The sequence below is a fragment of the Candidatus Hydrogenedentota bacterium genome (assembly GCA_019637335.1).
Lineage (GTDB): Bacteria > Hydrogenedentota > Hydrogenedentia > Hydrogenedentales > JAEUWI01 > JAEUWI01.
The window spans coordinates 149678-171306 of the sequence record JAHBVV010000001.1 but is presented as its reverse complement, the minus strand read 5'-3'; the positions used below and the strand labels follow the sequence as shown (position 1 = coordinate 171306).

Below are 21629 nucleotides of genomic sequence, written 5' to 3'. Positions count from 1 at the left end.
TCGCGGGCGCTAGTGGGCCGCGACCGCCTGCCGCTCAAGGATGTGGCCGACAATCGCCGGTCCGTGCTCGCGGCTGTTTTCCACAAATACGACGTTGGATTCGCAGCCCGCGCAGAGGGTCCCGGCGACATAGATGCCGGGCACGGTGGTCTCGTGGGCCGGCGTCAGCACGGGTTTGCCGGTTGCCCGGTCCACGGCGGCGCCGGTGCTTTCGAGCAGGCTGGTGTCGGGCTCGTATCCGGTCATGGCGAGCACGAAATCGTTGGGGATGGCGTCGGTGTCGCCGTTTTCGCGCCGTATGAGGACGTCGTCCGGTCGGATTTCGAGCACCTCACTGTTGCGGTAACACCGGATCGAACCTTCCTTGATGCGGTTTTCAATATCCGGCTCGACCCAGTACTTGGTCTGGAAGCGATCGCCGCGCATGACGACGGTCACCCGGGCGTGGTCGCGGTAGAGCTCCAGGGCGACCTCGGCCGCGGAGGATCCGGCGCCGATGATCAGCACGTCGTGGTCCGCGTAGCCGTGCGACTCCTGAAAGCGGTGCGAGACCTTCGGCAGGCCGCCGCCGGGCACGCCCAGGGGGCGGGGGCTGTCGTAGAAGCCGGTAGCGAAGACGACGTTCCGGGCCGACCAGACGAATTCGCGTCCGTACATATCACGTGCGGCCACCTCGAAATGCCCGCCGGCGTCCGAAATCCGCGTGACCTCGTGGTAGGTGACGATTTCGAGGCCGAAATACCGGACAAAGGCGCGGCAATAGCGCAGGTACTCGCGCCGGGTGGGGTTCTTTTCGTCGATCAGGAGGGGAAAACCGGCGAGTTCGAGCTTGTCATAGGTCGAAAACCAGCGCATGTAGGTGGGGTGCTTGAGCAGCGCGCCGCACACGGGCCCTTTGTCGATGGCGACGGCGCGCAGTCCCTTCGCCCGGGCTTCGTGGAGGGTAACGAGGGCGGCGGGCCCCGCGCCCACGACGGCGATGTCGAGCAGTTCGCCGAGTCCGTGTTTTTTCAAGTGCAGACCTCCCGGCGGGCGATTGAGGGGGCTCCCGCGCGCGCAGCATTTGGGGCGCGGGCGCCGCCGCCAGCCAGATTTCGAGGGTAATGGGTACGTATTCGGGAGTGTACCACAGGCGGGCGGTCCGGGGCATCTAAGGGCCACGATAGCAAGGGGTTATTTGCAAGGATCGGGCGCCGTATGCTAGATTCAGCGGGTTTACCATTGCGCAATTATCGCGGGTCCCACCGCACTATCCAGGCCGGGTTTCCGGGCGGCCGCGGGCCGCCCTATCGTGGAGGTTCTATTCGGTGCATATCTTTCGAGATCACAAGCGCGCGCTGCTCGTTTTCATGTTTTTCGCCATTGGCGTCCCGATGCTGTTCTTCGGCATCCCGTGGGGGGATCAGGGCTTTAACGCGGGCGACGTGGAGCTTGCGCGGGTTGGCGGCGTACCGGTGATGGCGTCGGAGTTCTACCGCAACCTGGATGCGGCGCGGCAGCGCATGACGCGGGGCGACGAATCGCCGACCTTCAAGGAGCTGCACGAGCAGGGCGTTGCGGGCAATGTGCTGGACGAGATGATCTCTTCCGCGCTGATCCGCCGGGAAGAGCAGAAGCGCGGTTTCCGTGTGGATCGGTCGTTGGTGGAGGAGCGCCTGCGGGACGACGCCAGCTTCAAGGACGACGCGGGGAATTTCATCCCGTCGCGCTATAACGCGTGGGTAAGCGCCCAGGAAGGCCGGGACTGGACGCCGATCTACAAGAGCATCCAGGAGGGCGTGGCGCGCGAGGTATACATGACGACGGTGCTGGCCCCGGCGAACCGCGTGCTGGATCGGGAGATCGAGCGGGAGCTGATCGATCGGTCCACGAAGATTCAGATTGAGTATCTGAAGGTGGAGCCCGCCGTGACGCCGACGGACGAGGAGATCCAGCAGGAATACGACGAAAACAAGGAAGCCTACCGCAAGCCGGCGAAGCACACGGCGGATTATGTGGCGATTTCGCTGCTGCCGGAACCTTCCGAGGAAGTGCTGGATATCGTTTCGCGCGCGCGGGCGGGCGAGGACTTCGCCGCGCTGGCCGACGCGCACTCCGACCTGATCACCAAGAACGGGGGCGATCTGGACTGGGTCGCCGAGCGGGAAGTCGAGCTGGACTACCGCAAGCCGCTGTTTGCACTGGGCGCCGGGGAGATTAGCGATCCGGTGCGCGGGCCGAACGGGTTCTACATCTACAAGGTGGAGGACGTTCGGGAGAACGAAGACACCGGCCAGACCGAGCGCAAGGCGCGGCACATTTACGTGCAGGTGGACCTGAGCGAGGAAGAGCGCACGGCGCGCATCGAGCTCGCGCAGGCCATCTCGGCGAAGGCGGCGGAGCTGAAGGGCTTGCCGGCCGCGCTTGGCGAGGTGGAGGGCGCGGGCAACCTGGCCGTACGGCGCGCCGCGGGAATCAGCACCAGCGATCCCGAGATCGAAGGCGTCGCGCTGGCGGACGCGCCGGCATTCCGCAGCGCGGTGGTGGCGGAGGCGGGCCGCAAGAAATCGGAGGAGGCGCTCACCTACCCGGTCGTGACCGGCAAGGACACGCTGTACGTCGCCGAGCTGGTTTCCACCGAGGAGGGGATCATCCCGGAGCTTGCCGAGGTGCGGGACCAGGTCGCGGACGACGTCAGACAGAAGAAGAAGAATGAGGAAGCCTACCGCGAGGAAGCGGCGGCGCTCGCGGAGCGCATCAAGGTGGAGGCCGCGACGCTGGATGAGGCGAAGGCGAAGTTTCCGGATGCGACGGCGGAGATAAAGGAAACGCGCCCCTTTACCAAGGCGGACTTCCTGTTCCAGGAGCAGCTTTATCTCCAGACCTCCGATGTCTATGCCGCGATCGAGGGCAAACCGGAGGGCCAGGTTCTGGGCCCGCTGACGGATTTTCTGGGGGGCACGTACCTGATCGCGCTGACGAACCGGCAGGAGCCCACCGAGGAAGACAAGGCGAATTGGGACGAAGAGGGCAAGCGGCTTCGCGAACAGCGCACGCAGATGGCCCAGATGCAGATGCTGCAGGATTATCTGGAATTCCTGCGGGAGCGGGAGCTTAACCGCATTAAGTGGGATATCAACATCAACGTGTACAACAGTGTTGTGGGCATCCGGCCGGACGAGGCCGCCACGCCGCTGGAGATCGAGATACCGGCGGTGGAGGGTGCGGAGAGCTCCGGGGCGGACGCCGCGGCGGAGACCCCGGCCGAGGGCGAATCCTGATCCGATTGGAAATGTGATTCACGCCGGCTTTCCCCTGTCGGGGATTGCCGGCGTTTCTATTGGCGTGCCGCCGCGCGCGGCGAAACGAAAGCGACCGGACACCGCCATGGCTGAACTTGAACCGCACTATGCGGGCGCGCCCATCGACGCGCTGGCGCCGCGCGAACGCAACCCGATCCACGTGGTGGTGGACAATATCCGGAGCGCGTACAACGTGGGGTCCATTTTCCGCACGGGCGACGCGGGGGCGGTGGCGCATATCCACCTTTGCGGCATGGCGGCGCACCCGCCCCACCCGAAGCTGGAGAAGACGGCGCTGGGCGCGTTCGCCTATGTTCCCTGGACCTACTACGAGCGCACGAAGGACTGCATCGCGGCGCTCCGCGAGCGGGCGATCCCGGTTTTCGCGGTGGAAGTGGCGGAGGGGGCGCGCGACCTGCACGAGGTGGACTGGCCGCGCCCGGTCGCGGTGGTGCTTGGGAATGAAGTGAACGGGATCCATCCGCGGAATCTGGCGCGGTGCGACGGGGCCGTCCAGATCCCGATGCACGGCTACAAGAACAGCATCAATGTGGCGACGGCGTTCGGGATTGTGGTGTACGACATCCTGGGGAAGTGGAAGCGGCTTCCGTAGCGCGCGGCTAGACCTTGGAGAGGCCCATCATGCCGACGAAATTCCGGAAGTACGGCATGTCGATCTGATCGCGCATGGTCTCGCCCATGAGCTTGAGGGCCTCGAAGCTGCGCATACGCTTCTGGTGGTGGCGATCGGTTGTGAGGGCGTCGAAGATGTCGGCGATGGTCACGATGCGCACAAAGGGGGAGATATCCTCGCCGCTCCGCTGGTTCGGATAGCCGGATCCGTCCAGCTTTTCGTGGTGCGAGAGGACGATATCCTGCGCGATCTCGCCCAGGCACCCGGTCTTTTCGAGCAGCTTGAGCCCCTCTTCCGGGTGGCGTCTCATTTCAGCCCATTCGCCGTCGCTGAGGGGGCCGGGCTTGTTCTTGATGGCGCTGTCGAGCACGCTCTCCCCCACGTCGTGCAGGAGTGCGCCATTGGCGATCTCGCGCAGGGTGGCGGGGTCGACGAATCCGCAGCGCATGGCCAGGGCGATGGAATAGGCGGTAACGTTGATGCTGTGGGTGTAGAGGTAGTAATCGCACGAGATGGTGCGGAGCAAATGTTCCAGCATGAAATCGGGCGATCGCATGAAGGCGACGGTCCGCTTGACGATGGCTTTTCCGCGCTCGATGTTGGCGCGGCGGGCGGGCTCGCGCAACACGTCCTCCACGACGGCCTGGGCCGAGTCGTAGAGGATGTGGGACTTGTCGCGGGCGGTGAGGCGCGGGTCGCGCAGGACATCGGCCAGGTGTTCGGCGATATAGCGGCTGTAGGCGGCCCGGTCGGCCTCGGAGATGTAGAGCTCGCTGATCCGGTTCTGGAGGAGACGGCGCCGCGCGTCGCGCGTGAAGGGGGTCTGCCGCTCGCAGTACAGTACGCAGGCCTGGCTTGCGGTGGGGCGGATGTAGAGGGCGAAGGGCGGCTCGGTGTCGAGGCGGATCGATTCGATGAGCACGGGCAGGTAGCCCTTGCTCTCCGGCCGCGCCGGGGCCCGCTCGGTATCCGACATTGCCACCGCACTCCTCCTCGCTGTTCCGCTGATTTGAACCAGCCCTACTTGTACCACAACACCGGCGGCTTTTCCAGCGCGCGGCGCCAGTGCAATTGCATTTACGTTTCGTATACGAGCCCGCCGCCATACAAGCCACCGAGAACTCCGGAAAGGGCTCGCGTTGGAGCGCTGGCATTTCGCCCGCGGCGAATCTCCGGCCTTGCCGGCAAAGATGCCGGCGCTCCACCACGCTCACTTTCGTTGATTTGTGATTCCAATTCGACTCCAGGTTTCGCCCATGCTCCACCGCCGGGATCAAATGCGCTTGCCGCGCCACCGGGGCGCCCCCGGTCAGTCGGAGTGCGCGGTGATTTCGTCCCGGTTCCGCGCGCGCAGGACCTTGGTGTCGTGGATATGAAAATCGGAGACGGACTCGACGCTGATCTCGCGCCCGAAGCGCTCCGCGATTTCGTCCAGCATGCCCTTGTTTTCCTGTCGCAGCCTGCGGGCCACGTCCGGGTGGACCTGCAGGACGATGTGCTTTTCCTTGGACGTCACGAAGAGGCTCTGGAGCTTGCGGAGCGTGTCGAAGGTCATCGTGGTGACGGAGCGCACCTGGCCGCTGCCCTCGCAGTAGGGGCAGGGCTGCGACAGCGCCTTGACGAGGTTGTGCTTGACCCGCTTGCGCGTCATCTCGATCATGCCGAGCTCGTTTATCTCGGAGACGGTGGTCTTGGCGCGATCGGCCTTCAGCGCGTCGTACAGGGCCTTGAGCAGCTTTTTCCGGTTGCGCATCTGGTCCATGTCGATGAAATCGATGACGATGATTCCGCCCATGTCGCGCAGGCGCATCTGGCGGGCGATTTCGCTTGCGGCCTCGATATTCGTCTGGAAGACGGTGTCCTCCAGCTGTTTTTTACCGGTGAACTTGCCGGTGTTCACGTCGATCGCGATGAGGGCCTCGGTCTGGTCGATGCAGATGTGGCCGCCGCTGGGCAGGTAGACCTGCCGGCGGAGGGCCTTCGTGATCTCGTCCTCGATTCCCATCTTGTCGAAGAGGGGGCGCCGGTGCTTGTAGAGGCGGACGCGCCCTTTCAGGTCGGGATCCAGGCTGTCGAGGAAGGCCACGATGCGATCGCGCTGTTCCTCGTCGTCGACGGTGAGCCGGTCGAATTCGTGGGTGAATCGGTCTCGGACGGCGCGGAGGATGGGGCTGAGGTCTTCGCGGATGAGGCCGGGCCCGTTCATGCGCTCGTACTTGGTCTTTATATTTTCCCACACGTTGGAGTGGTACTTGGCGTCGGCCTGGAAATCCTCCCGGGGGCGGCCCTCGCCGGCGGTGCGGGTGATGAGGCCCATGCCCTTGGGCCGGATCTGGCGAAGCACTTTCTTGAGCCGGTCGCGCTCCTCCTCGGTGCCGATTTTCCGGGAGACGCCGAGCGTGCTCACCGTGGGCATGAGTACGGTGTAGCGGCCGGGGATGGTGATGAAGTTGGTCAGGCGCGCGCCCTTGTTGCCCAGCCGGTCCTTGACCACCTGCACCATGATGTGCTGGCCCTTCTTGAGCATGGTCTCGATGGGCTGTTGCTTTGCGCGGCGCGCGCGGGTGCGGGCGCGGGGCTTGCCCTCCTCCAGCATCATGTCGCCGGTGCCTTCGGCGCCCGCGATGTCGGAGACATACAGGAAGCCGTTCTTCTCCTGGCCGATATCGATGAAGGCGGCCTGGATGCCGGGCACGACGGAGTCGATGCGCCCCTTGTAGATGTTCCCCACGATGCTGGGGTTTTCGTGCCGTTCGACCTGGAGTTCGACCAGGCGCTTGTTTTCCAATTCGGCAATACGGGTCTCGTGCGAGCCCGCATTGATAACCAGTTCTCGCATAAAAAGTCTTTCTCTGCGCCGCCGCCGGGGGCCGCGGGTCAGGCGAACATGCTCTCGTCCAGGAACATTTTCCGCCGTAGCGGCACGTTCAGCAGGATGCCGACGCAAGCCATGGTGCTCAGGTAGAAGGTACCGCCATAGCTCAGGAAGGGCAGGGGCATGCCGGTGACCGGCATCAGTCCGATGGTGATGGCAATATTGAAGAATATATGGAACCCCAGCACGGTGACCACGCCGGCCGCCAGCAGGGTTCCCATCATTTCGGGACAATCGCGGGCATACATGAGCCCGCGAAGCAAAAAGGCCACAAAGAGGCCAATGATAACGACGCCCCCGATGAAGCCCCGCTCCTCCGCGTAATGGGAGAAGATGAAGTCGGTGCGGTGTTCGGGGAGGTAGTTGAGTTTGGTCTGGGTGCCGTTCATGAAGCCTTTTCCGGAGAGCCCGCCGCTGCCGACCGTGATAAAGCTCTGGTAGGCCTGCCAGCTGTTGATCCGGGGCGCGAAATCGGGGTTCAGGAACGTGTAGATACGCATTTTCTGGTGCCAGTGCAGCTCGCCGGGCGGGCGCCAGGCCCGGTAGATGGCCGCCTGGATGTCCTGCTCGCGCTGGTTGGCGCTGGGCGTGAAATCGCGCACCTGGTACCAGGCCAGGGGGATAATCGAGAGCCCAAGCAGCACGACGACGCCCAGGTGCCACAGGCGGCACCCCGCCACGAAAAGCATGACGACGACGAGGGGGCCGAGGCATGCGGCGGTGCCGAGGTCCGGCTGCTTGAGGATGAACAGCATCGGAATCGCGGTGAGGATGAAGGAGAGGACGAACCAGTGCAACTTCCGTATGCGCGGCCCGAGGGCGTGGAAATACCAGGCGAGGAAATAGATCATGACGATCTTGGTGATTTCGGACGGCTGGATTCGAAAGAGCCCGAAATCGAGCCAGCGCCGCGCGCCGTTCACCTCGGTTCCCGCGACCTGCACACCGACGAGGAGGAGGAGCGCGATGATATACATGAGTGGGGCCAGGGCCACGACCATGCGGTAGTCGACGCAGACGATGGCGGCGGCGAGCGCGGCGCCCGCGAAAAAGAAACCGACCTGCTTCTCAAAGTAGGGATTTTCGGAGTTCGCGCTCGCGCTGAACATGGTGACCCAGCCGATGGCGGCGAGGCTTAGCACGAGAATGGGCAGCAGCCAATCGACGCGCAGGAGGTTGCGGGCGTTCACCACGCGCATGATCGCGTCTTCGGCCTGGTAATCGTGTGCGCTTCGGGCCATCTAGCGGATATCCTCCCGCCCGGCCAGCTGGACATCCGGCGCGAGCCGGTCGCGGTAAATGTATTCGATCAGGGGCTTCGCGAGCACGGACGCCGCGGTGCTCCCGTGGTGGCCGTGCTCCACGAGAATGCAAATGGCGACTTTGGGTTCCCGATCGACGACACCCGCGACAAACCAGGCGTGATCCCGCATGTGGTAGGGGATGTCTTCCTCCGTCGCATACTTTTCATGGTGGGACAGGCTCATGATCTGCGCGGTCCCCGTCTTGCCGAGCACGGCGACGCCGGGCACGCCGGCGCGCCAGCCCGTACCGGTCGGGTAGTTCGGGGGGGCCTTGTCCACGCACATGCGGAGGCCGCCCCATACCTGGGCGAGGGTCGTTTCGCTGAACATGCGCTCTCCGCGCGGATGGGCGCCGTTCCGGTTCAGATGCGGGGTCACGAGGTGGCCGCCGTTGACGACCGTCGCCATCATGACGGCGTTTTGCAGGGGAGTGGTCGACGCGCTGCCCTGGCCGATGCTGAGGTTGACGGTGTCGCCGGGATACCAGCGCTGGTCCCACACGGGCTTGTCTATATTCTCCGCCGCTTTCCATTCGCGATCCGGAATAAGGCCCGGCACTTCGCTCGGGAGGTCGATACCGGTCTTTTGGCCCAGGCCCATGCGGTGCGACCACTCCACGATTTTGTCCACGCCCAGATCGAGCCCGACCTGGTAGAAGTAGACGTCGCAGGAATAGGCCAGGGCCTCGCGCATGGCCACGCGCCCGTGGCCCGAGCGCTTCCAGCAGTGCGCGATGCGGCTGCTGTTGGGGACGCGGTAGCGCCCGCCGCAGAAGTAGGAGGTGGCGGGGGTTACGGCCTTCTCCTCCAGGGCGGCGGCGGCCAGCGCCACTTTGTATATCGAGCCTGGCGGGTACTGCTCGCGGTAGGCGCGGTGGACCATGGGTTTGGGGCTGCGGCTGCCCTGCGGGTTCAGCAGGCGCATGCGCTCGCCGGTCGGATCGTGGGACACAAACACGTTGGGGTCGTAACTCGGCACGCTGGCCATGGCGAGCACGGCGCCGGTTTCGGCGTCCAGCACCACGATGGCGCCCACCTCGCCCGCGAGCAGTTCCTCGCACTTGGCCTGGAGGTCGATGTCCAGGGTCAGATGGAGCGGATCGCCCGCGCGCGGGTCCGCGCCCTGCCCTTCGATCGTGGAGACGTTGCCGGCGCTGTCCCGCTTGGCGAGTACGGGCATGCCGCCGCGGTCGGTGCGCAATTGCGGGCGGCCCGCGGCGTACTTGGTGACCAGTAGGAAGCCATCCTGCCCCTGCAACTGGTGCTCGTAGTAGGACTCGATCCCGCCCAGGCCGATGACATCGCCCTGGCGGTAGCCCCGATCGCGCCAGTAGGGGTCGTTGAGCTGGTTGCGGCTGATTTCGCCCAGGTATCCGAGCAGCTGGCCGCCAGTTTCCCGGTACAGGTAGCGGCGCTGTGGGCGCACGAGGGTGAGCACGCCGGGCAGGTCGAAGCTGTTTTCCTCGATGTGGAAGAGCTCGGTCTTGGTGACGTCGTTCTTTATCAGCACCTGTTCAAAGGGGTTTCCGGCGTTGTTCTTCACTTTTTCGAGGACATTGTTCGGGTTCAGGCCGAGGATTTTCGCGAGCCGAATGCAGACTTCCTCGCGCCGGACTTCCGGGCATTCGCCGGGGACGAAGACGACATTGACGCTCGCGCGGTTGTCCGCGAGGATGACGTCGTCCTTGCCGTATATGATGCCGCGATCCGACTCGAGGGTGGTTTCCCAGATGCGCTGGCTGTCGGCTTTGCCCTGGTATTCGCTCTGGTTGACGACCTGCAGCTGCCAGAGCTTGTGGAGGGGCGCCAGGAAGACGAGCACGAGGCCGAGGGCCAGGAACTGGACACGGAACTCGACGCCTTCGTAGCGCCTGGGCTCGTTCTGGATGCCGATCATGGCGCGGCCCCCTGTTGCGCCGCGCGGTTTCCGAATGCGCGGTCCAGCGCGAAAAAGACGAACGGGGTGATGAGGGCGGTGTAGAAGGAGGCCGGCACGACCACGGCCAGCAGCGATTCAACCACCGGGGTGTCCGGGTACTGGACGTAGCGGATGCAGGTGAAGAGGAAGCCCTGGGCGAGGCCCGCGAGGAAGACGAGGCCGGCCTTCACGGCGGGGTGCGCGGTGACGAGGCGCGTGGAGAGGCGGCCGGCGGCGTAGCCCGCGATCACCAGGCAGAGGACGTTGTGGCCGAGTACGGCCTTGCTGGCGACGTCCTGGTAGATCCCGCCGATGGCGCCGGTGAACATGGCGCGCTCCTCGCCCTCGGCGATCGCGAAATACACGACGAGGATGAGCGAGAGATCCGGCTTGACGTTCTGAAGGGTCAGAAAGTCGGGCCAAGTGGTGTGCAGCAGGGCCATGACCACCACGGTGACTATCCACATGAGATTATAGAGCATGGGATCCTGAATTGTTCGGGGCGATGGGCCTCATGGTGCGAATCGTTCCTGTATGCTGCGATCATCGGGCAGGGCCGGCGCCAGCGACCTGGCCGTTCGGTAGGTGTCTTGCTGTCCGGAGCCCGTGAAATACGGTTCGGCGGGCACGTATCGGGTGACCACGAACACTTCGTCGAGCACGTAGGGGTTTACGGCGGGCTCCACCTCGGCCCATCGCCAGAGGGCGCCGCCGGTCTCGTGGACAACGCTGACCGTGCCCACCGGCAGGCCGGCGGGAAACAGGCTCTCGGGATTGGTCACGAGGATATCGCCCTTGCGCACTTCGTTCTTCATATCGATGAAGTCCATGGTGCAGATGTAATTATAGTCGGTTCCGTTGGCCTTGACTACCCCGTCGTAGGCGCGGACGCGGTTGCGGTAGACCATGGCGGCGACGTGGCAGTCCCGGTGGTGCAGTGTGGCCACGCCGGCGGTGAAGTCGTGGACTTCGGTCACCATGCCGACGACGCCGTCGCTGGTGATGACGCCCATGCGGGGCTCGATGCCGTGGACGCGCCCGCGGTCGATGGTAATCATGCCGCGCAGGTTCTCGATCACGCGTGCGGGCATGAGGGTGTAGCGGGGTTCGGAGCGCGCGAATCCGAGCATACTCCGGAGGCGGCGGTTTTCCGCCGCCAGTTCCTCCTGGCGTGACCGGGCCACTTCGAGCTCGGCCTGGACCTGCCGGAATTTCGCGTTTTCGCGCCGGAGCGCGTTGTAATTCCAGATGAAGTCGAAGGTGTAGGCGATCCCCTCCTCGACGGCGGTGCGCGCGGCAAGAATGGGGTAGCCGGTAATACTGACGGCGCGCGTCAGCGCATTGTGGATGATGGTGGAGGAGGCGCCGCTGGCCAGCGAGGCGAGCGAGAGTACGCTCAGCACGGCCAGGATGACTTCGGGGCGGTGCGCCGAGATGGTTCGGGCGAGATTCAAGAATTCGACTCCGTCACATCTCCTCGTCCGGGTAATTCTTCAGCTCTTCGAGGAACTTGCCCGTGCCCAATACGACGGCGGTGAGCGGGTCTTCGGAAACGGTGACGTGCAGCCCGGTTTCCTTCGCCAGGAGCTGGTCGAGCCCCCGGAGGTTGGCGCCGCCGCCGGCGAGCACCACGCCGCGATCGACGATATCGGCGGAGAGCTCGGGCGGAGTCCGCTCGAGGGTAACCCGGACGGCGTCCACCATGGCGCTGACGGGCTCTCTGAGGGATTCCCGGATCTCTTCGGAGGTTATGGTAATGATTTTCGGCAGGCCCATGACCTGGTCGCGGCCCTTGACCTGCATTTCCAACTCGTCTTTCAGGGGGAACGCGGATCCGATGGCGATTTTGATGTCTTCGGCGGTGCGCTCGCCCACGACCATGTTGTAGGTGCGCTTCAGGTGCTGGATGATGGCCTGGTCCATATCGTCGCCGGCCACGCGCACGGACTTTGCGAACACGATGCCGCCGAGGGAGATCACGGCGACCTCGGTGGTTCCGCCGCCGATGTCGACGACCATGCAGCCCTGGGGCTCGTGGACGGGCAGGCCCGCGCCAATCGCCGCCGCCATGGGCTCTTCAATGATGTAGACCTTTTTCGCGCCGGCCTTCATGGCGCTGTCGATTACGGCGCGTTTTTCCACTTCAGTGATGCCGGAGGGCACGCTGATGGCGACGCGGGGCCACACCAGGCGGTTGCGGTTGTGCACCTTCTGAATGAAGTGCCGCAACATTTCCTGGGTAATCTCGAAATCGGCGATGACGCCGTCTTTCATGGGGCGAATGGCGATGATGTTGCCCGGCGTGCGCCCGATCATGTTCTTGGCTTCGTTGCCCACCGCCCGTGGTTTACCGGTCTTGGTGTTGATGGCGACCACGGACGGCTCACACAAGACAATGCCCTGGCCCTTAACGTAGACCAGGGTATTCGCAGTGCCCAGGTCGATGGCCATGTCGTGGGAAAACAGGCCGGGAATCCTGCGGAGAAATCCGAACAATTCAATCCCTCTCGTTCAAGCGCGTGTCATTCCGGGGGGCGCCGCGGTCGCGAAGATCAAAGACGCCCGCATTCCTAAGCGCATATAAGAAAGGGACTTAGAAATGGGCACGTCTCACCGTATCCATTATAACAGAACCGCCCCATAAATCCAATCCAGCCGGGACGGGCGGCGCACCCCTCGACCGCGAGTACTATCCCGCACCGGCGCCTCCCGGTTCCGGCCCGCATACGCGGGCCCCTACCGCCGCCGCATGAGGCTTCGGCCCCGGCGCACGCCCGCGCGGGGCGCCGGGCGCTTCGATCCCGGCGGATGCCACAGGGTCAGCACGTTGGGCGCGCCCTCGTACTCCTTCCGGGGCAGGTTCTTTCCAATAGTCTGTTCAATTTCGGCCAGCGAAGAGTGATCCGTGGGCGTCGCGAACGTAATCGCGTCGCCTTCGCGGGTCGCCCGCGCGGTGCGCCCAATCCGGTGCACGTAATCGTCGGCGTTTTCCGGGATATCGTAATTGATCACGTGGCTGATATCGTCGATATCGAGCCCGCGCGCGGCCACATCCGTCGCCACCAGCAGGTTGTACTTGCCCTGCCGGAATCCATCTAACGATTTCTGGCGCAGTTGTTGGGACAGGTCGCCGTGAATCGCGGTGGCTTTGTACCCGTGCTTGCGGAGGAGCTTGGTCACGCGTTCGGTGCGGATCTTGGTGCGCAGGAAGATAATGGCGGTGTCGATCTCCTCTTCTTCGAGGATTTCGATGAGTATCTTGGACTTGTCTTCCTGCCGGACGGGGATCAGCAACTGCCGCACGGCGTCGACCGGCTTGGAAACCGCGCCGACCTCAATGCGCTGCGGATCCCGCATCATATTGCGGGTCAGGCGCTGGAGTTCGGGGGCGAAGGTGGCGGAGAACATCAGGGTCTGCCGGTCGGCGGGCAGTTTCGCCAGAATGCGCTTGATGTCCGGCAGGAAGCCCATGTCCAGCATGCGGTCCGCCTCGTCGAACACGAGGATCTCCAGGTCATTAAACTTCACCGCGCCGCGGTGCATGTGATCGAGCAGGCGCCCGGGCGTCGCCACGATGACATCGGAGCCCCGCTTCAGGTCGGCGTTCTGCTTCGTGAAGCCGACGCCGCCGTAGATCAATGCGCTGTGCAGGTGCAGGGCCTTGCAGAGCTCCTGCATCACGGTCTCGACCTGGATGGCGAGCTCGCGCGTCGGCACAAGGACCAGCATGCGGTTGCGGCGCTCCTTTTCCCGGGCGAGCCGGGTCAGGGCGGGCAGCGCGAAGGCCAGGGTCTTGCCGGTTCCGGTCTGGGCGGTGGCGATTAGATCATGTCCCGCCAGCGCCACGGGAATCGACTGTTCCTGCACGGGTGTGGGGGTCTCGATGCCCATTTGCTGTAATACGCGCAGACAGCGCGGATCAAGATCTTCAAATTCCTCGAATTTCATAGGTTCTTTCTATCTCGGGTTTCCGCACAGTATAGCGAAACTGGCGGGCCGATGTGGAATTCTATACCGGACATCGGCGATCCGGGAAGGGCCCGGGGCGGCTCGGGCGGCTGTTTCCCGGGCGCCCACCGCGTCAGGCGTTGTCCTTCGCGGGCGCGGGTATCAGCACGCTCAGGGCGTAACCGGCGGCGAAGGCGACGAGAAATCCAGCCGCCGGGTAGAGAAAAAAGTGCGTTATTTTGTGGGCGTCCACGTAGAGCATGACGCCGGTCCCCGCGAGGGCGCCGGCGAGTACGGGCCAGCTGTGCGCGCGGCGGGTGAGCATGCCGAGCGCGACGACGGCCGAGAGGCCGGCGCCGGCCATGCCGAGAAACTTCAGGTAGTCGTCGAACAGCGATCGGGTCTCGTGGGTCGCCAGGTAGAGCGCGGCGCCGGTGCCGAAGGCCCCGAGCAGCACGGTGAGGATGCGTCCGAGCCGGAGGGCCTGCGCCTCGGTCACGCCGCGCCTGAAGCGGCGGTAGTAGTCGTTCACGAGCACGGAGGCCAGGCTGTTCATGCTGCTGTCCAGCGTGGACATGGCGGCGGCGAACACGCCCGCGATAATAATCCCCTTCAGGCCGGTGGGGAATTCGGCCATGATGAAGAGGGGGAGAATGGCGTCGTTCTGCAGGTTGGGATCGAGGTCGCCCGGGTGGGTCTTGAAGAAGGCCCAGAGTGCGGTTCCCAAGCCGAAGAAGATGATGGAAACCGGAATGGTGAAGGCCGCGTTGGTCCAGACGGCGCGGCGCGCGTCACGCAGGCTGGCGGTGCTCAGGTAGCGCTGGACCATAGTCTGATCGGCGGTATAGGGGTAGAGCATGTTGAAGAACTGGCCGACGACACAGACCCAAACGGCGGTGGAGGTCATGTCCCAGCTCCAGTTGAACATGTGGAACTTGTCGTAGTCGCGGGCCGCGCCGATGGCGGCGCCGAGGCCGCCGTCGATTCCCGAGGAGACGAGGTAGAGGGCAAGGAGCGCGCCGAAGAGCAGGACCACGGCCTGGATGACATCGGTCCAGATGACGGCCTCGATTCCGCCGAGCACGGTGTAGATCGTGGCGAGCACGCCCATGGCCAGGATGCAGTGGGACATGGCCAGCCCCGTGGCGGCGGACAGCGCGATGGCGGGCAGGTACAGGACGATGGCCATGCGCCCGAGCTGGAAGAGAATGAAGGCCAGGCTGCCGTAAACGCGCACGGCGACATTGAACCGGCGCTCCAGGTATTCGTAGGCGGTGGAAATGGGTTCTTTGCGGAAGTGGGGGATGTAGTAGTAGACCACGAAGGGGGCCACGAGCACGATGCCGAGGTTGCTCAGCATGCCGACCCAGTCGCCGGCGTAGGCGTTCGCGGGGATCGCCAGGTAGGTGATGGAGCTGAGCGAGGTGCCAAAGATGCTGATGCCCACCGCCCACCAGGGGATGCGGCGGCCGCCCAGGAAGAAGGCCTCGGTGTTGTTCTCGCGGCGGGAAAAATATACGCCCATGGCCACGAGCAGCGCGAAATAAATCGCGATGGTCCCGTAGTCGATGGCCGAGAACTTCTTCTCAACGCCGAGCGGCACGCCGGAGATGACGCGCGCGCCCCGGTGTCCGGGCCGGTCTTCCCCGCCGGGGATCACCATGCCTCCATTCCAGACCACGGCCTGCGTGGTGACATAGGCGGCGGGCGCGGATCCGAGCTGGACCCAGGAATCCGTGATGGTATGGTAGGCCATCAGGGCGTCGGGAAAGCCGGGGTGGCTGTCGCCCAGGGCGGGGGTCTGCTCGAATAGGCTCCCGTCGTCGCCGCTCGCCACGAAAATGTGCGCCGCGCCCCAGGGCACGGCGGGCGCCGCAAGCAAGGGTCTGGGCGGAGATGTCAGGGTCTGCCAGCCGCGTTTCGGATCGTAGCGGTAGGCGTCGCTCAGGAAGGTCCGGCCCGCCGTTCCATCGTCGCGCGCGTGGACCGAGGCGCCGCTGATGACGTAAAGGCCCTCCGCGCGGCCCACGACCACCGGGAGCATGCGCGCCGGGCCCGGCATCGCGGCGATCTCGACCCAGCCCGCGGCCGGCGCGGTAAGATCCAGCGCCCAGACTGCCCCAATCGCTTCGGTGGCCATCGGATCCGCCTGGCCGCCGGCGGCGTAGACGTGGCTGCCGGAGACCGCCGCGCCATTGAACGCCGCGGGTCCGGGCAGCGTTCCGGCGGGGCCTTCGAGCGCCTCCACGGCAACCAATTCACCCGTCCAGGCAAGCCGGATAACGGAATCGAAGCAGGTGACGCCGTCCGTGCCGCCGATCAGCCACACGCCGTCCGGCAGGGAGACGGTTCCGCCGTACGCGCGCGGTTCCGGCAGCGCGCCGGCGTCAATCCACGCCCCGGCGCCGGGCTCCAGCACCCAGATGCGGTCGAGCCATTGCTTTTCGCCGCCCTGAAACGGGGAGACGGGGAAGTTGGAGCCCCCGGCCACAATGAGCGCGCCGTTGTGCTGGCCGACGAAGTGGCCGGACATGGGCACGGGCAGCTCGGGGAGGTCGGTCCACGCGAGTTCGGCGCGGGCCGCGCCCGCGAATGACAGCGGAAGGGCCAGAATTAGTGGAACAATCGCACGAAAAACAGATTTGGCTGGGCGCACCGGCGCACTCCTCCCGGTTGAACGGCTTCTCTCCAGGGCATCGGTTCAATGGGGCCTATTGGAACCGATAGCGGGTGCGCAAGTCCAACGCGGGCGCGCGGGGCGGTCAGTTTTCGACGGATTTCCGGTCGATCTCGTGTTTTTTAAGGCGGTACTGGAGCGTCTTGTAGGTGAGGCCGAGCAATTCCGCCGCCTCCTTGATCCGGCCACCGCTCCGATCCAGCGCCTGGCGGATCAACTCCTGCTCCAGCTCCTCCAGCGAGAGCCCGCCCGGGGGCAGCAGGAATTCGCTTGATTCCACGGGGGCCTCGTTGAACTTGGGCGGCAGGTCGCGCAGCGTGATGGTGTCGCCGTTGGCCAGAATGAAGAGCTGCTCCAGGGTGTGCTCGAGCTCGCGGACATTGCCGGGCCAGCGGTAGCGGCGGAAGGCTTCCACGACCTCCGGGGAGACGTGCGGGACGTCGATCCCGATCTTCTTGCCGAGCTTTTCGCGGAAGTGTTTTATCAGGAGCGGCAGATCCTCGATGCGCTCGCGGAGCGGCGGCAGGTAGACCGGGAGCACCTCGAGGCGGAAATACAGGTCCTCGCGGAATTCGCCGCGATCCACGCGCTCGCGCAGGTCGCGGTTGGTCGCGGCGACTACGCGCACATCCACCTGGCGGGTTTTGCTGCTGCCGACGCGCTCGACGACGCCGTCCTGCAGCACGCGGAGGAGTTTCGCCTGGGATTCCAGGTGCATGTCGCCGATCTCATCGAGGAAGAGCGTTCCGGTGTTGGCGTCCTCAAATTTTCCGGGGCGGCTCGCGTCCGCGCCGGTAAAGGCGCCCTTCTCATGGCCGAACAGCTCGGATTCCACGAGGTTCTCGGGTATGGCCGCGCAATTGACGACCACAAAGGGTTTCTTCTGCCGCGCGCCCTCAAAGTGGATGTGCCGCGCGATCATCTCCTTGCCCGTGCCGGATTCGCCGAGAATGAGTACGGTGCTGTTGACGCGGGCGGCCTTCGCGGTTCGCTCGAAGACGGCCTGCATCGCGGGGCTCTCGCCGATCAGGTTGCCGAGCGAGAGCGTCTGCCCGACCATCTCGCGGAGGCGCCGGTTCTCCTTTTGCAGGTTCGCGCGCTCCAGGGCGCGGTTGATGACGTGGAGCAGCTCGTCCTTGTCGAAGGGCTTCTCCAGGTAGTCGATTGCGCCTTCCTTCATCGCGGTCACGGCGGTGCGGATGGTGGCGTGCGCGGTCATGACGACGACCTCCAGCTCCGGCCGCAGGCGCTTGGACTGGCGCAGGAGCTCCAGGCCGTCCATGCCGGGCATGCGCAGATCGGTGACCATCAGTTCGAAGGTTTGATCCTTGAGGATGCCCAACGTGGTCTCTGCGGAGTCGCTTGCGGTCACGTCGAACCCGGACTGCGCGAGAATGTCGCGAATGATCTCGCGCTGGACGCGGTCGTCTTCGGTTATAAGAATTGATTGTCCCATGAATGATCTCGTTTCAGGGCGCGGGCGCCCCGGCGCCCTTGTTTGGCCGGGATACCCGCTGTTCCAGCGGAACGGTGATGCGGACGCGGCAGCCCCGGCCTTCCTGGCTGACGATCTCGATGGCGCCGCCGTGTTCCTCGATAATCCCGCGCGTGATCGACAGGCCGAGGCCCGTGCCGCCGGGCTTCGTGGTGTAATAGGGATCAAAAACGCGTTCCAGGGCCTCGCGCGGGAGGCCGGGCCCGTCGTCCTCCACCAGGATGCGGCAGGCGCCGTCACGGATGGCGGAACTGAGGCGCACGTGGCCGCCGCGCGGGCAGGCTTCAAGGGAGTTGAGCAGGATGTTGAGGATGGCGCGGTTCCACTGCTTCGCGTCGAGCATGAGCAACGTGTCGCCGGCCTTCAAGTCCGCAATCAGCTCGACGCCGCGCTCCTCGGCGTCCTTTCGGAACAGGCGCACGCAATCGGCCAGCAGCGTATCGACCCTGTTTGGCTGGGGATCGAGTTCGCGCTCGCGGGCCAGCGAGAGGAAGCCCGAGACGATCTCCTCCAGCCGGTCCACCTCGTCGCGAATGGTCATCAGCGGTTTTACGGCGGGGGATTCATCGCCGCCGCCCATGGAATCGATGGCGTGGCTGGAGAGGAGCTTGATCGCGTTGAGCGGATTGCGAACGTCGTGCGCGACGCCGGCCGCCAGGTTGCCGAGCGCGGAAAGGCGCTGCGCCTGGCGTAGCTTCACCTCCATCACTTCCTTCTCGCGCAGGGACTCCACCATGTCGTTGAATTTTCGTTCGAGGAGCTGCACCTCGCCGGTGGAACTGGCGATCTGGACGGTCTGGAGGTTGCCCTCGGTAATGGCGGCGCAGGTGTCGGACAGGTCGAGAAGCGGGCGGAGGGTTTTATGGATGTAGTAGACCATGATCCAGAGGGTGACGATAAACACGAACGTCACGAGCAGGATGTAGCGATTCTTGAACGCGCGCAGGACATCGGTGGTCGCCTGGGCGGTGAAGCGCGCGGTCAGCACCATGTCGAGCCGCTCCAGGGGTATCACCGCGAAGCGTTGCATGGCGCCGTCTTCGCCATACTCCTGGTAGATGCGCCGGGAAGGCATATCGCCGCGGCCGTGCAGCGGCTCGATTTTCACAAAGGCGTCGGAGCGGTCCTGCATGATCCTGCCCGCGACTTCCTCGGTTTCCAGCAGGGGGTAGGTTTCGAGCAGCTTGTACACCTCGTCGGCGATTTCGTAGGACTTGCTCTCCACTTCGCGAACGGCCTCGCGGATGGTGTAGCGGACGATAATGAAAATCGACGCGAAGAGACACAGCAGCAGGACGCAGCACAGGAGGATCACCCGGAAATACATCGAGTGCCGCCACTTGACCGGCGAAAGCCCGAAGCGGGCGCTGCCGTTCTGGTGCGGGGACGAATCCGGCATGGCGCCCTACACCGGCGGCGGGGCGTCGCCCGCGAGCAGTTTCATGACTTCCTGGATATCGTCCCAGGCCTTGCGCTTTTCTTCCGGCCGCCGCAGCAGGTAAGCCGGGTGGTACGTGACGCGCAGCGGGATGCCCTGATACGTGTGCCAGCGCCCGCGCAGACGCCCGACATTCTCCTCGGTGCGCAGCAGGCAGTGGGCGGCGGTGGCGCCGAGCGCGCAGATCACCCGCGGCCGGATCTGGTTCAACTGCTCGATGAGGTAGGGCTCGCAGAGGGCCATTTCCTCCGGATTCGGCGTGCGGTTTCCCGGCGGGCGGCACTTGAGCACATTGCAGATGTAGACGTCCTCGCGCCGCATCTTCATGCCCTTGACGATGATATCGGTCAGCAACTGGCCGGCCTGGCCGACAAAGGGCTCGCCCTGGCGATCCTCGTCCGCCCCGGGCGCCTCGCCCACGAACACCAGCTCCGCGTTGATGTTGCCCACGCCAAACACCGTCTGGATGCGGGTCTTGCAGAGGCCGCACTTCTCGCAACCCCGGACCGTCTCCGCCAGCGCCTCCAGCGCCGCCTTCGCATCCCCGGACGCCGGGGCCGAAACGGCGGAATCCCCCATGTCCGCCTCGGGCATGGCGGCCCCCGCCACCGGCGCGATGGCCTCCAGCAGGGCGCTCACCTCGGGCGACAGGGTTATGGTTTTCCGGGGACCGGACGCCGCGCGCCGCAGGTACGCCATCGCGTCCTCCAGCGCCGACCGGTACAGATCAGCGGGGGTCATGGAACAATCTCCAGCAAACCCCCATGATAGCACCGGCGCGCCGATCCGGGCAAAGGCGCGGGGGCGCGTGGGGTATGGCGAAGCGTTCAAAAAGACGCCCCGGCGAGCGGGGGGAGCGCCGGGGGAGCAAGCGCGCTTTCATTTATCGTAACATTTTAGCCGCCTGAAGCAGCAAGGCGCGTAAACAGCACGAACGGACCGTTAATAACGAGGAAGCGCGGCAAAGGATCGCGGACATTCGTGTCCGCGGCAGGACGAGCGCAAGACATATCGTGCTCGATGTGTATGTGAAGAGGCGCGGGTTCACAATGCTTTCCGCTCCCGGGGACGCCGGAATTCTATTCCAAACCACGTACGTCACTTTATTTCCCGGGCTCACTTTGCCGCGGAATGTCCGCGATCCTGCTATTCACGCCCGTCTTGACGGATATTCGCCTACAAAACGGTGGGTGCTTCATTCCGCTAAAGTGTTACCATTTCTCTACAGTGATACGCCCTGAATTCGTGCGTGTTCCTGGTTCCGGCGTTTTGGCTTCATTCTGACTTGCACATCGACGTCCAGCCGAACCAGGTAGGTAAACAGCCGATCAAGTGTGTATCCCTTCAGGCGTCCACAAATGATGTTGCTTACCTTGACCGCGGGAATCCCCATCAACACGCCTGCTTCTTTCTGTGTGATGCCCTTTCTATCGATGGCCTTCTTAATAGCAATCGCAATATGGGCCTTGAGCAGGGCCAGCTCCGGGTTCGGAACTCCAAAGTCTGCGAATACATTTCCGGAGCTTTCTACCCACTCCACCTCTTGCGACCGAGACGCTCGTGTCTTTCGTATCTTTTCACTTCCACCGCGCATGGTGTAGTTCCTTCTGCATGTTATGTTTCCTGATTTCAATGAATCAGGTGAAGCTTCTCCCGGCAATTGTCGATCTTGCCGGGTTTATACTTTCCAACATTTGCCTGGAGTCTATTTGTCTCCAAAGCGGCTTCGCGCTTCCTTGAGGCGTTTATGAACGAGGTCGATCTGATGCCTGGGCGTGCTGATTCCGCTTTTCGACTTCTTTTCGAACGCCAGAAGCACGACGATCTTGTCTTTCAGTTCCGTTGTGTACACAACCCGAAACGCGCGGCCACCGGAGGAGTCCCGTATTTCAAGTGTGCTGGCGCCCTTGAAACCCGCAAGCGGCTTTACTTGAAGGTGTTTTCCGCCCAATCGCGCTTCTTCGAGGGCATGATAGATGACTTCACACGTATCTGCCGGAAAGCGCTCTATGGTCTTTATGACATCGGGATAGTAGACCAGCCTTCGGTTTTGAATCACC

General features: G+C 64.3%; 17 protein-coding genes. 2 read left to right on the top strand and 15 right to left on the bottom strand.

Going from position 1 to position 21629, the window contains the following annotated elements; all coding sequences use genetic code 11:
• Positions 1 to 9 precede the first annotated feature (9 nt).
• Positions 10 to 1014, bottom strand: coding sequence for an NAD(P)-binding domain-containing protein (locus KF886_00655; protein MBX3175846.1), 1005 nt, complete (start codon positions 1012 to 1014; stop codon positions 10 to 12).
• A 293-nt stretch (positions 1015 to 1307) separates the two neighbouring features.
• Here KF886_00655 and KF886_00650 point away from each other — a divergent pair, with 293 nt between their 5' ends.
• Positions 1308 to 3260, top strand: coding sequence for a SurA N-terminal domain-containing protein (locus KF886_00650; GenBank protein MBX3175845.1), 1953 nt, complete (start codon positions 1308 to 1310; stop codon positions 3258 to 3260).
• A 106-nt stretch (positions 3261 to 3366) separates the two neighbouring features.
• Complete coding sequence (locus KF886_00645) at positions 3367 to 3894, top strand: RNA methyltransferase (protein ID MBX3175844.1); 528 nt, start codon at positions 3367 to 3369, stop codon at positions 3892 to 3894.
• A gap of 7 nt (positions 3895 to 3901) precedes the next feature.
• Here the strand turns inward: KF886_00645 and KF886_00640 are convergent, their stop codons facing one another.
• The 14 genes from KF886_00640 to KF886_00575 form a co-directional block, all read right to left on the bottom strand.
• Positions 3902 to 4891: an HD domain-containing protein gene (locus KF886_00640; protein MBX3175843.1), complete on the bottom strand. Its 990-nt coding sequence runs from the start codon at positions 4889 to 4891 to the stop codon at positions 3902 to 3904.
• Positions 4892 to 5224: 333 nt separating this feature from the next.
• Positions 5225 to 6754: an Rne/Rng family ribonuclease gene (locus KF886_00635; GenBank protein MBX3175842.1), complete on the bottom strand. Its 1530-nt coding sequence runs from the start codon at positions 6752 to 6754 to the stop codon at positions 5225 to 5227.
• A gap of 38 nt (positions 6755 to 6792) precedes the next feature.
• On the bottom strand, positions 6793 to 8031 hold the full coding sequence (rodA, locus tag KF886_00630) for a rod shape-determining protein RodA (GenBank protein ID MBX3175841.1): 1239 nt from the start codon (positions 8029 to 8031) through the stop codon (positions 6793 to 6795).
• Positions 8032 to 9990, bottom strand: coding sequence for a penicillin-binding protein 2 (gene mrdA / locus KF886_00625; protein ID MBX3175840.1), 1959 nt, complete (start codon positions 9988 to 9990; stop codon positions 8032 to 8034).
• The gene (mreD, locus tag KF886_00620; protein ID MBX3175839.1) at positions 9987 to 10493 is read right to left on the bottom strand and encodes a rod shape-determining protein MreD; all 507 of its coding nucleotides are present in this window, start codon (positions 10491 to 10493) and stop codon (positions 9987 to 9989) included. The genes mrdA and mreD overlap by 4 nt, the downstream gene beginning before the upstream one ends.
• 30 nt (positions 10494 to 10523) lie before the next feature.
• The gene (gene mreC / locus KF886_00615) at positions 10524 to 11465 is read right to left on the bottom strand and encodes a rod shape-determining protein MreC (GenBank protein ID MBX3175838.1); all 942 of its coding nucleotides are present in this window, start codon (positions 11463 to 11465) and stop codon (positions 10524 to 10526) included.
• A gap of 13 nt (positions 11466 to 11478) precedes the next feature.
• Complete coding sequence (locus tag KF886_00610; protein ID MBX3175837.1) at positions 11479 to 12477, bottom strand: rod shape-determining protein; 999 nt, start codon at positions 12475 to 12477, stop codon at positions 11479 to 11481.
• A 270-nt stretch (positions 12478 to 12747) separates the two neighbouring features.
• A complete protein-coding gene (locus tag KF886_00605) occupies positions 12748 to 13959 on the bottom strand; it encodes a DEAD/DEAH box helicase (GenBank protein ID MBX3175836.1) in 1212 nt (403 codons plus the stop codon).
• 133 nt (positions 13960 to 14092) lie between these two features.
• Entirely contained in the window at positions 14093 to 16615 is a 2523-nt protein-coding gene (locus KF886_00600) for a sodium/solute symporter (GenBank protein ID MBX3175835.1), read from the bottom strand.
• Between the two features lie 106 nt (positions 16616 to 16721).
• A complete protein-coding gene (locus tag KF886_00595) occupies positions 16722 to 18092 on the bottom strand; it encodes a sigma-54-dependent Fis family transcriptional regulator (GenBank protein ID MBX3175834.1) in 1371 nt (456 codons plus the stop codon).
• 13 nt (positions 18093 to 18105) lie between these two features.
• The gene (locus KF886_00590; protein ID MBX3175833.1) at positions 18106 to 19530 is read right to left on the bottom strand and encodes a HAMP domain-containing protein; all 1425 of its coding nucleotides are present in this window, start codon (positions 19528 to 19530) and stop codon (positions 18106 to 18108) included.
• Between the two features lie 6 nt (positions 19531 to 19536).
• Entirely contained in the window at positions 19537 to 20268 is a 732-nt protein-coding gene (locus tag KF886_00585) for a uracil-DNA glycosylase (GenBank protein MBX3175832.1), read from the bottom strand.
• A 523-nt stretch (positions 20269 to 20791) separates the two neighbouring features.
• On the bottom strand, positions 20792 to 21163 hold the full coding sequence (locus tag KF886_00580) for an XRE family transcriptional regulator (GenBank protein ID MBX3175831.1): 372 nt from the start codon (positions 21161 to 21163) through the stop codon (positions 20792 to 20794).
• 111 nt (positions 21164 to 21274) lie between these two features.
• Positions 21275 to 21628 (bottom strand): type II toxin-antitoxin system RelE/ParE family toxin, encoded by a 354-nt coding sequence (locus tag KF886_00575; protein MBX3175830.1) that lies wholly within the window; start codon positions 21626 to 21628, stop codon positions 21275 to 21277.
• Between the last annotated feature and the right edge of the window lies 1 nt (position 21629).

Bases quoted from the DNA above. Each gene is read 5' to 3' on its own strand.
- KF886_00645 (MBX3175844.1), top strand. From the start codon at position 3,367: ATGGCTGAACTTGAACCGCACTATGCGGGCGCGCCCATCGACGCGCTG.
- KF886_00595 (MBX3175834.1), bottom strand. From the start codon at position 18,092: ATGGGACAATCAATTCTTATAACCGAAGACGACCGCGTCCAGCGCGAG.
- rodA (MBX3175841.1), bottom strand. From the start codon at position 8,031: ATGGCCCGAAGCGCACACGATTACCAGGCCGAAGACGCGATCATGCGC.
- mreD (MBX3175839.1), bottom strand. From the start codon at position 10,493: ATGCTCTATAATCTCATGTGGATAGTCACCGTGGTGGTCATGGCCCTG.
- KF886_00580 (MBX3175831.1), bottom strand. From the start codon at position 21,163: ATGCGCGGTGGAAGTGAAAAGATACGAAAGACACGAGCGTCTCGGTCG.
- KF886_00605 (MBX3175836.1), bottom strand. From the start codon at position 13,959: ATGAAATTCGAGGAATTTGAAGATCTTGATCCGCGCTGTCTGCGCGTA.
- KF886_00640 (MBX3175843.1), bottom strand. From the start codon at position 4,891: ATGTCGGATACCGAGCGGGCCCCGGCGCGGCCGGAGAGCAAGGGCTAC.
- mrdA (MBX3175840.1), bottom strand. From the start codon at position 9,990: ATGATCGGCATCCAGAACGAGCCCAGGCGCTACGAAGGCGTCGAGTTC.
- KF886_00585 (MBX3175832.1), bottom strand. From the start codon at position 20,268: ATGGCGTACCTGCGGCGCGCGGCGTCCGGTCCCCGGAAAACCATAACC.
- KF886_00635 (MBX3175842.1), bottom strand. From the start codon at position 6,754: ATGCGAGAACTGGTTATCAATGCGGGCTCGCACGAGACCCGTATTGCC.
- KF886_00590 (MBX3175833.1), bottom strand. From the start codon at position 19,530: ATGCCGGATTCGTCCCCGCACCAGAACGGCAGCGCCCGCTTCGGGCTT.